At 69.6% G+C, this 12,388-nt stretch carries 14 protein-coding genes; 12 read left to right on the forward strand and 2 right to left on the reverse strand.

Features of this window, described 5'->3' with window-relative positions; all coding sequences use genetic code 11:
• The first annotated feature begins 12 nt into the window (after positions 1–12).
• The 5 genes from J2X36_RS20185 (at position 13) to J2X36_RS20205 (ending at position 3,299) form a co-directional block, all read left to right on the forward strand.
• Positions 13–924: an aldo/keto reductase gene (locus J2X36_RS20185; RefSeq protein ID WP_310353074.1), complete on the forward strand. Its 912-nt coding sequence runs from the start codon at positions 13–15 to the stop codon at positions 922–924.
• A 46-nt stretch (positions 925–970) separates the two neighbouring features.
• On the forward strand, positions 971–1,462 hold the full coding sequence (locus tag J2X36_RS20190) for a hypothetical protein (protein ID WP_310353077.1): 492 nt from the start codon (positions 971–973) through the stop codon (positions 1,460–1,462).
• A gap of 9 nt (positions 1,463–1,471) precedes the next feature.
• Positions 1,472–1,972: a hypothetical protein gene (locus tag J2X36_RS20195; protein ID WP_310353079.1), complete on the forward strand. Its 501-nt coding sequence runs from the start codon at positions 1,472–1,474 to the stop codon at positions 1,970–1,972.
• A 10-nt stretch (positions 1,973–1,982) separates the two neighbouring features.
• On the forward strand, positions 1,983–2,852 hold the full coding sequence (gene kdsA / locus J2X36_RS20200; RefSeq protein WP_310353081.1) for a 3-deoxy-8-phosphooctulonate synthase: 870 nt from the start codon (positions 1,983–1,985) through the stop codon (positions 2,850–2,852).
• Positions 2,853–3,014: 162 nt separating this feature from the next.
• A complete protein-coding gene (locus tag J2X36_RS20205) occupies positions 3,015–3,299 on the forward strand; it encodes a hypothetical protein (RefSeq protein ID WP_310353084.1) in 285 nt (94 codons plus the stop codon).
• Between the two features lie 70 nt (positions 3,300–3,369).
• Here the strand turns inward: J2X36_RS20205 and queF are convergent, their stop codons facing one another.
• Positions 3,370–3,840: a preQ(1) synthase gene (gene queF / locus J2X36_RS20210; RefSeq protein ID WP_310353089.1), complete on the reverse strand. Its 471-nt coding sequence runs from the start codon at positions 3,838–3,840 to the stop codon at positions 3,370–3,372.
• Between the two features lie 251 nt (positions 3,841–4,091).
• On the opposite strand from queF, the gene eno reads away from it, so the two are divergent.
• From eno to lpdA, 7 genes are all read left to right on the forward strand, one after another.
• Positions 4,092–5,381 carry a phosphopyruvate hydratase gene (gene eno, locus J2X36_RS20215; protein WP_310353091.1) on the forward strand — a complete coding sequence of 430 codons (1,290 nt, stop codon included), beginning with the start codon at positions 4,092–4,094 and terminating at the stop codon, positions 5,379–5,381.
• 73 nt (positions 5,382–5,454) lie between these two features.
• On the forward strand, positions 5,455–5,766 hold the full coding sequence (locus tag J2X36_RS20220; protein WP_132254199.1) for a septum formation initiator family protein: 312 nt from the start codon (positions 5,455–5,457) through the stop codon (positions 5,764–5,766).
• A gap of 182 nt (positions 5,767–5,948) precedes the next feature.
• Positions 5,949–7,034, forward strand: a complete 1,086-nt coding sequence (pdhA, locus tag J2X36_RS20225) for a pyruvate dehydrogenase (acetyl-transferring) E1 component subunit alpha (protein ID WP_132254197.1) — start codon at positions 5,949–5,951, stop codon at positions 7,032–7,034.
• Between the two features lie 63 nt (positions 7,035–7,097).
• Positions 7,098–8,549, forward strand: coding sequence for a pyruvate dehydrogenase complex E1 component subunit beta (locus J2X36_RS20230; RefSeq protein WP_310353094.1), 1,452 nt, complete (start codon positions 7,098–7,100; stop codon positions 8,547–8,549).
• Between the two features lies 1 nt (position 8,550).
• Entirely contained in the window at positions 8,551–8,835 is a 285-nt protein-coding gene (locus J2X36_RS20235; protein ID WP_132254998.1) for a DUF5076 domain-containing protein, read from the forward strand.
• A 49-nt stretch (positions 8,836–8,884) separates the two neighbouring features.
• Positions 8,885–10,309, forward strand: coding sequence for a pyruvate dehydrogenase complex dihydrolipoamide acetyltransferase (locus J2X36_RS20240; protein ID WP_310353098.1), 1,425 nt, complete (start codon positions 8,885–8,887; stop codon positions 10,307–10,309).
• Positions 10,310–10,402: 93 nt separating this feature from the next.
• Positions 10,403–11,842 (forward strand): dihydrolipoyl dehydrogenase, encoded by a 1,440-nt coding sequence (gene lpdA, locus J2X36_RS20245; protein WP_132254996.1) that lies wholly within the window; start codon positions 10,403–10,405, stop codon positions 11,840–11,842.
• Between the two features lie 79 nt (positions 11,843–11,921).
• Here lpdA and J2X36_RS20250 read toward each other — a convergent pair whose 3' ends face one another.
• Complete coding sequence (locus tag J2X36_RS20250) at positions 11,922–12,251, reverse strand: PAS domain-containing protein (protein ID WP_245516611.1); 330 nt, start codon at positions 12,249–12,251, stop codon at positions 11,922–11,924.
• Positions 12,252–12,388 lie beyond the last annotated feature (137 nt).

Consider the following 12,388-nt stretch of genomic DNA (forward strand, 5'->3'; position numbering starts at 1 on the left):
ACGGAGTGTCCCATGCCCAGCGAGACGCCCTCCGGCAAGAATCCCTCCGGCAAGAATCCCTCCGGCACCTTCGCCATCGGCGGAGACCTCACCGTCCACCGCCTCGGCTTCGGCGCCATGCGCATCACCGGACCCGGCATCTGGGGCGACCCGGCCTCGCGCGAGGTGGCGAAGGCGACGCTCGCCCGTGTGCCGCAACTCGGCATCGACCTGATCGACACCGCCGACAGCTACGGGCCCTTCGTGAGCGAGGATCTGATCCGCGAGGTGCTGCATCCGTATTCCGGTCTCGTCATCGCGACGAAGGGCGGGCTTACCCGGCACGGGCCGGACATCTGGCGCCCGGTCGGCAATCCGGACTACCTGCGCCAGTGCGTGCTGATGAGCCTGCGTCGGCTCGGGCTGGAGCGCATCGACCTCTGGCAATTGCACCGGATCGGCCCCGACTGCCCGCGGGAGATGCAGTTCGAGGCGATCGCGCGGATGCGCGAGGAGGGCCTGATCCGCCATGTGGGCCTGAGCGAGGTGTCGGTGGACGACATCGAGGCGGCCCGGCCATTCTTCCCCGTCGCCACCGTGCAGAACCAGTACAACCTCGTCGACCGTACCAGCGAGGCCGTCCTCGACCATTGCACCGCCCAGGGCATCGGCTTCATTCCCTGGGCGCCGCTCGCCCGCGGGGCGCTCGCCCGCGAGGGATCGGTGCTCGCCGAGATCGCGGGGCGGCATGGGGTCGGCGACGGGGCGGTGGCGCTCGCTTGGCTCCTCAAGCGCTCGCCCGTGATGCTGCCGATCCCCGGCACCGGCGATCCGGGGCACCTCGCCGACAACATGGCGGGGGCCGCCCTCACGCTCACGGACGCGGAATTCGAGGCCCTCGACGGCCAGGGACGCGCCGCCTGGCAGGCCGGAGGGGCCTCCTAGCCCAGATCCTGCATGCGGTGCGACGCCGACACGAGACGGAGTACGCATGCGCGCCGCGAGCCTCCTCCCCGCCCTCGGCCTCCCTGTGGCCGTCCTGACCGGCTTGGTGCCGGCGGGTGTCGCGGCGCGGCCGGGCTGGCTCTCGGGCACCTACGTCTACGCGGATCTCTGCACGCGGCCCGCGAGCGGGGACCTCTTCGGGCGCCGCATCACTCTGCGGCGCTCGCCGAACGGGAACGGCCTCCTCTACGAGGTCGGGCAGGGGAGCGGGATCGTGCCCGTCCAGGCGGCACCCGCCGTCGACGACGATGCCCGGACGGTCGCCTTCACGGCGCTGACGGTGACCGGCCCCATCTCCTTCGAGGGCACGGTCTCGGCCGAAGCCCTGACGGGCACGCTGAGCGACGCGAGCGGCGCTCGCCCGTTGCGGCTGCCCCGCGTGCTCCGGGGCAACGCGTACCGCACCTGCCTCGGGGCGGGCGCGGACGACATCACCGGGTCTCTCGCGCCCGCTGACGAGGCGGCCCGTCCGCGCTAGACCTGGGCCATGCGCGCCTCTCTCCTCGCCCTGCCTCTGCTCCTCGCCTGTGCCGGACCGGCCCTGGCCGACGCCTGCGACGCGCTCGCCGCGCGGATGATCCGCGCCACCGGCGCCTCGGTGGCGGGGCGGCAGGGATCGCTCGCCGTCTTTCGCGCGGCCGATGCCGACAGGATGAGCCTCGAGTGCCGCAAACCCGCCCGGCTCGTTCTCGGCTCGCACGAGCGCGAACCGGATCGCCGCTTCTTCACCCTGGTCGGGCTCGCTGCCGAAGGGCTCGCAGGCGCCCCGCGCGACGAGGCCACGGTCCTCGCCCTCCGATTGCACCAGGATTCGCTCCTCGCGGGCGCGCCGCAAGAGGGCAGCGTCGGGCGGGCGAGCCTGCGCTGCGAGACCGGGCCGCGCGGGGACGGGCTCGGCCAGAACCTCACGGTCTGCGTGCTCCGGCCGCGCGAACCCGCGATCCTGCGCAGCCGCGCCGGCCTTTCGCCGGCCGCATCCGCGGGATAGACCGCGCTCCATGTCGAGCCCGAACGCCCCCTCAGCCGCCTCCTGCCCGCCGGTCACCGTCCGCGCGGGCGAGGTCACCTTCGCCAACGACCGGCCCTTCGCGCTGATCGCCGGCCCCTGCCAACTCGAGGGGCGCACCCACGCACTCGAGATCGCGGCGGCGCTCAAGGAGATGACGGGACGCCTCGGCATCGGCCTCGTCTTCAAGGCGTCCTTCGACAAGGCGAACCGGACCTCGGCGGGCTCGGCCCGCGGCCTCGGCCTGTCCGGGGCCCTGCCGATCTTCGCCGAGATCAAGGAGCGATTCGGCCTGCCCGTGCTCACCGACGTGCACGAGGCCGAGCAGTGCGCGGCGGCGGCCGAGGTGGTCGACGTCCTCCAGATCCCGGCCTTCCTCTGCCGACAGACGGACCTGCTGCTGGCGGCCGCCGCGACGGGTCGTGTCGTGAACGTGAAGAAGGGCCAGTTCCTCGCCCCCTGGGACATGGCGCACGTCGCCGCCAAGGTGACGGGGACGGGCAACGGCAACGTTCTGGTCACCGAGCGCGGGGCGTCGTTCGGCTACAACACGCTGGTCTCCGACATGCGGAGCCTTCCCATCATGGCGCAGGTGACGGGCGGCCTGCCGGTGGTGTTCGATGCGACCCACTCGGTGCAGCAGCCGGGCGGTCAGGGAGCGACCTCGGGCGGGCAGCGGGAGTTCGTCGGCGTTCTCGCCCGCGCGGCGGTGGCGGTCGGCGTGGCGGGCCTGTTCATCGAGACGCATCCGGACCCCGACCGCGCCCCCTCCGACGGCCCGAACATGGTGGCCCTGAGAGACATGCCGGCGCTCCTCGAAACCCTGCAGGCTTTCGACCGGGTGGCGAAGGGGAGGGGATGAGGCGGCATCGCCGCGGATCTAGGGAGCCGAGAGCCAGTTCTTCCCGGATGAAGCCGGAGGCCTTCCAAGGAACGGCCTGGATTCGATTCGACTTTCCGGGGAACGCCTTGGCAGGAGAGACGTTGGACACTCCAATCGTGTCATAGCTCACGAAAGGATATCATGCGCAAGCTCGCCCTTATCTCCGCTGTTGCTCTCTCGGTCGGCACCATGGCCGCCACCTCCGCGGATGCCCGTCCGCGCGGCCACGGATACGGCTACGGTCACAACCACGCCTACGGCTACGGGCACGGCTATCGCGGCCGCCGCGGCATCGGCACGGGCGCAGCCGTCGGCCTCGGCATCGCCGGCCTTGCGGCGGGTGCCATCGCGGCGGGTGCGGCGCGCGACGCCTATTCCCGCGACGGCTACTACGACCGTCCGGGCTACGGCTATTACGGCTACTGAGTCGAGCCATCCCTAGACGTCTTGGAGGGCGGCCGGTGATCACCGGCCGCTCTTCTCGTTCGTGCGGGTCTCAGCGCGCCCGGTAGGGCGGCACGCCGGGATCGGGCAGCCAGACGGATTTCGGGGGCTCGCCCGTCTGCCAGAAGACATCGATCGGGATTCCGCCGCGCGGATACCAGAAGCCGCCGATGCGCAGGTAGCGCGGCTCCAGAAGTGCCGTCAGCCGCTTGCCGATCGCCACCGTGCAATCCTCGTGAAAGGCGCCGTGGTTGCGGAAGCTCGTGAGATAGAGCTTCAGGGATTTCGACTCCACGAGCCAGCGGTCCGGCACGTAGTCGATCACGAGAATCGCGAAATCGGGCTGCCCGGTCACGGGGCAGAGGGATGTGAATTCGGGCGCGGTGAAGCGGGCGAGATAGTCCGTGTCGGCGTGCGGGTTCGGCACCCGGTCGAGGCGGGCCTCCTCGGGCGATCCCGGTTGCAGCGTCGCTTGGCCGAGCTGCAGGTTGGCGGGAGCCGTGTTCGTCGTCTCATTCGTCATGACACCGCCCTATACGCTGCGGACGGCCCGCGCGCATCCCCGACCGCAGCAGCCACGCCTGGCGCCCCGGGCTCCCGGACCGGCCGAGCCCCGGCGCGTGCAGGCGCTTGCCCGCCGCCCCTCGTTGACGGATAAGCCCGAGCGCCGATTCCCGCGTTTCGGCCCGCGGCGCCTGCCGGCCTGTGGCGCCCGCGTCGGACCGAACCCGGGCTGGACGATGTAAGCCCGCCGCCTCGAGAGGGGGACCAAAGATGACCGCGATCACCAACATCGCTGCCCGCGAGATCCTGGACAGCCGGGGCAACCCCACCGTCGAGGTCGACGTCCTCCTCGAGGACGGCTCCTTCGGCCGCGCCGCGGTGCCCTCTGGCGCCTCAACGGGAGCCCACGAGGCCGTGGAGCTGCGCGACGGGGACAAGGCGCGGTTCTCCGGCAAGGGCGTGCGCAAGGCCGTCAACGCGGTGCAGACCGAGATCCTCGACGCGATCGGCGGCATGGACGCCGAGGATCAGGTCGCGATCGACGAGGCGATGATCGAACTCGACGGCACGCCGAACAAGGCCCGCCTGGGCGCGAACGCGATTCTCGGCGTCTCTCTCGCCGTGGCCAAGGCCGCGGCCGAGGCGTCCGGCCTGCCGCTCTACCGCTACATCGGCGGCGTGCAGGGCCGGGTGCTGCCGGTGCCGATGATGAACATCATCAACGGCGGCGCGCACGCGGACAATCCGATCGACTTCCAGGAATTCATGATCATGCCGGTGGGCGCGACCTCGCTCGCCGAGGCCGTGCGCATGGGCTCGGAAGTGTTCCACACGCTGAAGAGCGCGCTCAAGAAGGCCGGCCACAACACGAATGTCGGCGACGAGGGCGGCTTCGCCCCGAATCTCCCCTCGGCCGAGGCCGGCCTCGACTTCGTGATGGAGTCGATCGCGTCCGCCGGCTTCAAGCCCGGCACCGACATGGTGCTGGCGCTCGACTGCGCGGCGACCGAGTTCTTCAAGGACGGCGCCTACCATTACGAGGGCGAGGGCAGGACCCGCGACATCGCCACCCAGGTCGACTACCTCGCCGAGCTCGTGGCCAAGTACCCGATCGTCTCGATCGAGGACGGCATGTCCGAGGACGATTGGGAGGGCTGGAAGCTCCTGACGGACAAGGTCGGCGATCGCTGCCAGCTCGTCGGCGACGACCTCTTCGTCACGAATGTCGAGCGCCTGTCCCGCGGCATCGCGTCCGGCACGGCGAATTCGATCCTCGTGAAGGTCAACCAGATCGGCTCGCTCACCGAGACGCTCGCGGCCGTCGATATGGCCCAGCGCGCCGGCTACACGGCGGTGATGTCCCACCGCTCCGGCGAGACCGAGGACTCGACCATCGCTGACCTCGCGGTGGCCACGAATTGCGGGCAGATCAAGACCGGCTCGCTCGCCCGCTCGGACCGGCTGGCGAAGTACAACCAGCTGATCCGCATCGAGGAGGGCCTCGGACCCCAGGGTCGCTACGCCGGCCGCGCCGCGATCAGGCAGCTCGCCGGGCGCTGACGGACAGCCTCGACCGGGCAGCGCGCTTGGCGCCCTGAAGCCTTTGTTAACCTTGCGCGGCGATGGTCGGCCCATGGTCGTCCGCCGCCGCGTCAGATCCGTCCTCATGCCGCTCGGTCTCTGGACCGTGTCGGCCCTCGTCGTCAGCTACTTCGTCCATCAGGCGGAGAACGGCAGCCGCGGCCTGGAGGCCAAGCGCGCGGTCAAGGAGCAGGCCTTCGGGCTGATCCGGGAGCTTGCCGCCGTCAAGGCCGACCGGGCGGTCTGGGAGCACCGGGTCGCCCTCCTGCGCAGCGAGCAGATCGACCGCGACCTCCTGGAGGAGCGCGCCCGGGTCGTGCTCGGCCGCGTTCACGCCAACGATGTCGTGATCATCGATCCCTGATCGGCCGACCTCCCGCGCATTCGGCAACGTGCCGCCGCAGGTGCGAGCAGCCACTCAACCCACGATCGAAATGGCGCCCCGCACCTCTGACAAGAGCGCGGCGGTGTCAGAGGGGCGGCCCTCGCTTTCCGGCAGACCGTGCACTACACCGTGGCTGAGAGACAGATCACGGGAGGTCGCCGATGGATGCCGCGAAGGAAGCGGGGCAGCCGAAGCCCGATGAAGCTCAGTCGCAGGCGCAGCCCGAGGCGAAGGGCTCTCCGGAAGCCGCCCACCGGCCCGCACCGAACGCGCCGCAATTCACCCGCGACGAGGACCTCCACGCCTATCACGAGATGCTGCTGATCCGCCGCTTCGAGGAGAAGGCGGGCCAGCTCTACGGCATGGGCCTGATCGGCGGTTTCTGCCACCTCTACATCGGCCAGGAAGCCGTGGTCATCGGCATGCAGATGGCCGCGGAGGAGGGCGATCAGGTGATCACCGGATACCGGGATCACGGCCACATGCTCGCCTGCGGCATGGAGCCGAGGGGCGTGATGGCCGAGCTGACCGGGCGCCGCGGCGGGTATTCCCGCGGCAAGGGCGGCTCGATGCACATGTTCTCCCGCGAGAAGCAGTTCTTCGGCGGCCACGGCATCGTCGGCGCGCAGGTCTCGCTCGGCACCGGCCTGGGCTTCGCGGACGCCTACCGGAAGAACGGCAAGGTCAGCCTCACCTACATGGGCGACGGCGCCGCCAATCAGGGCCAGGTCTACGAGAGCTTCAACATGGCGGCCCTCTGGAAGCTGCCCGTCGTCTACGTGATCGAGAACAACCGCTACGCGATGGGCACCTCGGTCGTCCGCGCCTCCGCCCAGACGGATTTCTCGAAGCGCGGCCTCTCCTTCGGCATCCCCGGTGAGCAGGTGGACGGGATGGACGTGCGCACCGTGCGCGAAGCGGCGGCGCGCGCCATCCAGCACGCCCGCACGGGCGAGGGCCCCTACATCCTGGAGATGCAGACCTACCGCTACCGCGGCCATTCCATGTCCGACCCGGCGAAATACCGCTCGAAGGACGAGGTTTCGAAGATGCGCGAGGAGCACGATCCGATCGAGATGGTGCGCAAGCGCCTGATCGAGTTGCACGGCGTACCCGACGGCGACCTGAAGGCGACCGACGCCAAGGTGCGCGAGATCGTCAACGATTCCGCCGAATTCGCGACCCACGATCCCGAGCCCGATCCCTCCGAGCTCTGGACCGACATCCTGCTCGAAGCGCGCGCCTGACGGCACGTCGCCTCCTTCGCCTTCAGGCCGCCCCGCCAGACGCCCCTCCGACAGAGTCCTTCCATGGCGACCGACATCCTCATGCCCGCGCTCTCCCCGACCATGGAGGAGGGAAAGCTTGCCAAGTGGCTCAAGAAGGAGGGCGACGCGATCAAGTCCGGCGACGTGCTGGCCGAGATCGAGACCGACAAGGCCACGATGGAGGTCGAGGCCATCGACGAGGGCGTGCTCGCCAAGATCCTGATCCAAGAAGGGACCGAGGGCGTCGCCGTCAACACGCCGATCGCGATCATCGCGGAGGAGGGCGAGGACGTCTCGGCGGCCGCCTCCTCGGGGGGCAAGCCGAAGGGCAACGGCGCCGATGCGGGCGGCCAGCCGGCGCCCGCACCCGACATGCAGGCGGAGGGGCAGGCGCAGAAGCCCGCCCCCGAGGCCAAGAGCGGCGAGGATGCGCCGCGCGCGCCCGCCGCCCCCGCCACCATCACCAACAAGGCTCCGGCCCCGGTGATGGAGGAATTCCCCGCCGGCACCGAGATGGTGACGACGACGGTGCGCGAGGCGCTCCGCGACGCGATGGCCGAGGAGATGCGCCGGGACGAGGACGTCTTCGTGATGGGCGAGGAGGTCGCCGAGTATCAGGGCGCCTACAAGATCACGCAGGGGCTGCTGCAGGAATTCGGCGCGCGGCGCGTGGTCGATACACCGATCACCGAGCACGGCTTTGCCGGCATCGGCGTCGGCGCGGCCTATACGGGCCTGAAGCCGATCGTCGAGTTCATGACGTTCAATTTCGCCATGCAGGCGATCGACCACATCATCAACTCGGCCGCCAAGACCCTCTACATGTCGGGCGGCCAGCTCGGCTGCCCGATCGTGTTCCGGGGGCCGAACGGCGCCGCCGCCCGCGTCGGCGCCCAGCACAGCCACGATTACGCGGCCTGGTACTCGAACGTGCCGGGGCTGAAGGTCATCGCGCCCTACACGGCCTCCGACGCCAAGGGGCTCCTCAAGGCCGCGATCCGCGACCCGAACCCGGTGATCTTCCTCGAGAACGAGATCCTCTACGGCCAATCCTTCCCGGTGCCGAAGCTCGACGACTTCGTGCTGCCGATCGGCAAGGCGCGCATCCACCGCCAGGGCTCGGATGTCACCATCGTCTCCTTCGCGATCGGCATGACCTACGCGCTCAAGGCCGCGCAGGCGCTGGCCGAGCAGGGCATCGAGGCCGAGGTGATCGACCTGCGCACGATCCGGCCGATGGACACGGACACGGTGGTGGAATCCGTCAAGAAGACCGGCCGCTGCGTCACGGTGGAGGAGGGCTTCCCGCAATCGGGCGTCGGCGCCGAGATCGCGGCGCGCCTGATGGTCGACGCCTTCGACTATCTCGACGCGCCGGTCCTGCGCATCACCGGCAAGGACGTGCCGATGCCCTACGCGGCGAATCTCGAGAAGCTCGCGCTGCCGACCGTGGCCGAGGTGGTCGAGGCCGCGAAAAGCGTCTGCTACAAGTAAGATGAAGGATTTCCAGGAACTCTCCCCGCCTCCCGACGCCCTCGAGAAGGGCGGCGTCGAGGTCCTGCGCGCCAGCGTCGTCGACGGGGCGGTCAGCATCGCCCTGCGCCGCTCCTTCGACGATCCCTTCACCTGGGGCGTGCTCCTGATCGACCTCGCCCGTCACGCGGCCCGCATCTACGCGCTCGAGACCGGCCTCACCGAGGAGGAGGCCTTCGCGCAGATCCGGGAGGGTCTCGCCTCCGGCGGCAGCGAGGATCCCGAGCCCGGCTCTGCCCTCAACTGACCGCTCACGAACTCATTCCAGGCCCTTGGCCGCTCAGGATCATCAAGCGATGCCGATCAACGTCCTGATGCCCGCCCTCTCGCCCACGATGGAGAAGGGCAACCTCGCCAAGTGGCTCAAGAAGGAGGGCGACGCGGTCAAGTCCGGCGACGTGCTGGCCGAGATCGAGACCGACAAGGCCACGATGGAGGTCGAGGCCATCGACGAGGGCGTGCTCGCCAAGATCCTGGTGCCCGAGGGCACCGCGGACGTGCCGGTCAACGACCTCATCGCGCTGATCGCCGCCGAGGGTGAGGATCCGGGCAGCGTCCAGGCCCCGTCGGGCGGCGCGGCGCAGGCCGAAGCGCCGACGGAGGCCCCGAAGGCGGAGGCGTCCCCCGCGGCCCAGAACACCACGCCGGGCGGCGGCCACATGAGCTACGAGCGGGTGAACGAGGCGCCCGGCGGGGCAAAGCCGGCGGCGAAGGGCAACGGAGCCGCGCAGGCCGCGCCCGCGGGCGGGCGCGTCTTCGCCTCTCCGCTCGCGCGCCGCATCGCCAAGCAGGAGGGCATCGACCTCTCTGGCATTCAGGGCTCGGGTCCTCACGGGCGGGTGATCGAGCGCGACGTGCGCGCCGCGGCCGCGAACGGCACGGGCAAGGCCGCGGCCCCGAAGGTCGCCGAGGCCCCCGCCGGGACGGTTGCCGCCGCGCCGCCCCCCGCACCGAAGGCCGCCGCGGCCGGGGCCGCCGGCCTCAGCCTCGATCAGGTCCGCGGCTTCTACGACAAGGGCGCCTACGAGGAGGTGCCCCTCGACGGGATGCGCAAGACCATCGCCAAGCGCCTCACCGAGGCGATGCAGGTGGCTCCGCATTTCTACCTCACCGTCGATTGCGAGCTCGACGCGCTCATGAAGCTGCGCGAGCAGCTGAATTCCAGCGCCGGCAAGGACAAGGACGGCAAGCCGCTCTTTAGGCTCTCGGTGAACGACTTCGTCATCAAGGCGATGGGCCTCGCGCTGATGCGCGTGCCGGCGGCGAACGCGGTCTGGGCCGAAGACCGGATCCTGCGCTTCAACAACGCGGAGGTCGGCGTCGCGGTCGCGATCGACGGGGGCCTGTTCACTCCCGTGATCCGCAAGGCCGACCAGAAGACGCTCTCGACGATCTCGAACGAGATGAAGGACTTCGCTGCCCGCGCCCGTGCCAAGAAGCTGAAGCCCGAGGAGTACCAGGGCGGCGTCACCTCGGTCTCGAATCTCGGCATGTTCGGGATCAAGCACTTCACGGCCGTGATCAATCCACCCCAATCGACGATCCTCGCGGTCGGCGCCGGCGAGAAGCGGGTGGTCGTGAAGGGCGATGCGCCGGCCGTGGTGCAGGTGATGACCTGCACCCTTTCCTGCGACCACCGCGTCCTCGACGGCGCCCTCGGCGCCGAGTTGATCGCGGCCTTCAAGAGCCTGATCGAGAACCCGATGGGGATGCTGGTGTAGGCCGGCGCGCTGCGCCTGCCGCGCAGGCCGGCCAGGCGTCACCACCCCCACCCCAGCCCTCCTCGCAAGGGAGGGAATCGCTCGGAGAGCCAGATGCCCGACACCTACGACGTCCTCATCATCGGCGCCGGGCCCGGCGGCTACGTCACGGCGATCCGTTCGGCGCAGCTCGGGTTCAAGACCGCCGTGGTCGACCGGGAGCATCTGGGCGGCATCTGCCTGAACTGGGGCTGCATCCCGACGAAGGCCCTGCTGCGCTCGGCCGAGATCTACCACTACATGCAGCACGCCGCCGATTACGGCCTGTCGGCGGAGAAGGTCGGGTTCGATGCCGCGGCCATCGTCAAGCGCTCGCGGGGCGTTTCCGGCCGCCTCAACGGCGGCGTCGGCATGCTGCTCAAGAAGAACAAGGTCGACGTGATCTGGGGCGAGGCGGCGATCGACTCCGCGGCGAAAGGCAACCAGCCGGGCCAGGTCACCGTCAAGGAGACGAAGCGCGCCGAAGCGCCGAAGGGCGCCAAGGGCGCGGGCACCTATCAGGCCAAGCACATCATCGTGGCCACCGGCGCGCGCCCCCGGGCCATCCCCGGCATCGAGCCCGACAAGAAGCAGATCTGGACCTATTACGAGGCCATGGTGCCCGAGAAGATGCCCAAAAGCCTGCTCGTGATGGGCTCGGGGGCCATCGGCATCGAATTCGCCTCGTTCTACCGCACCATGGGCGCCGAGGTGACGGTGGTGGAGTTGCTACCCCAGATCCTGCCCGTCGAGGATGCCGAGATCGCCGGCCTCGCCCGCAAGCGCTTCGAGAAGCAGGGGATCAAGATCCTCACCGGCGCCAAGGTGACGAAGGTCGAGAAGGGCTCCGACTCGGTCACGGCGACGGTGGAGGCCGGGGACGGCAAGTCGCAGCAGATCACGGCCGAAAAACTGATCTCGGCGGTCGGCGTCGTCGGCAACATCGAGAATCTCGGCCTCGAGAAGCTCGGCGTGAAAATCGACCGCGGCATCGTCGTCACCGACGGGCTCGGCCGCACCAACGTGCCCGGGGTCTACGCGATCGGTGACGTGGCCGGGCCGCCGATGCTCGCCCACAAGGCCGAGCACGAGGGCGTGATCTGCATCGAGACCATCAAGGGCCTGCACACGCACCCGATGGACAAGGGCAAGATCCCCGGCTGCACCTACTGCCAGCCACAGATCGCGAGCGTGGGGCTGACCGAGGCCAAGGCGAAGGAGCAGGGCTTCTCGGTCAAGGTCGGCCGCTTCCCCTTCGCGGGTAACGGCAAGGCCATCGCCCTCGGCGAACCGGACGGACTGATCAAGACGATCTTCGACGCCCAGACGGGGCAATTGCTCGGCGCTCACATGGTCGGGGCCGAGGTGACCGAGCTGATCCAGGGCTACGTCGTCGCGATGACGCTGGAGACGACCGAGGAAGAGCTGATGCACACGGTCTTCCCCCACCCGACGCTCTCGGAAATGATGCACGAGAGCGTGCTCGACGCCTATGGCCGCGTGATCCATACCTGACCGGAGACCCGACATACGCGGGTCGCACGCTGCCCGGGCGCCGGGAGCCAGATCGATGCCCCGGGCGCCCCTTCGAGGCTCAGTCGAGGGGCAGGAGGATGTTCGAGCCGCCGACGAGGCGACCCGCTCGATCGTAGAGCGGGGTCGGGTAGGGCATGAAGGGGCGGCGGGACCCGTCAGGACGTTCCAGCACCGCCTGTACGCCGCGGACCGCCCGCCCTTCCTTCAGAGCGACGGCCATCGGGCATTGGTCGAGCGGGAGGTGCCTGCCGTCCGGCGTGTAGATGCGCCAGGAACCACACCAGCGAGCCTCGCCCAGAGAGGGGGGATAGCCCCAGAGTTCCGCGGCGGCCGCGTTGTAGTACGTCAGCCAGCCGTCCGCATCGGTCGTGTAGAGAGGGGATCGCAACGATCTGAAAAGCTCTTCCCGAGACGGCTCGTAGTTCCAATCCATGTCGGGCGCATCGATCACGTATTCAGGGCCGCCTGAGGTCACAGCTCGCTCATCCATCATTGCGTGGATGCGCCTTTAGCGAGCGGGTCGCG

This window comes from Methylobacterium sp. BE186, from assembly GCF_031457035.1.
In the GTDB taxonomy this organism is placed as follows: Bacteria; Pseudomonadota; Alphaproteobacteria; order Rhizobiales; family Beijerinckiaceae; genus Methylobacterium; species Methylobacterium segetis.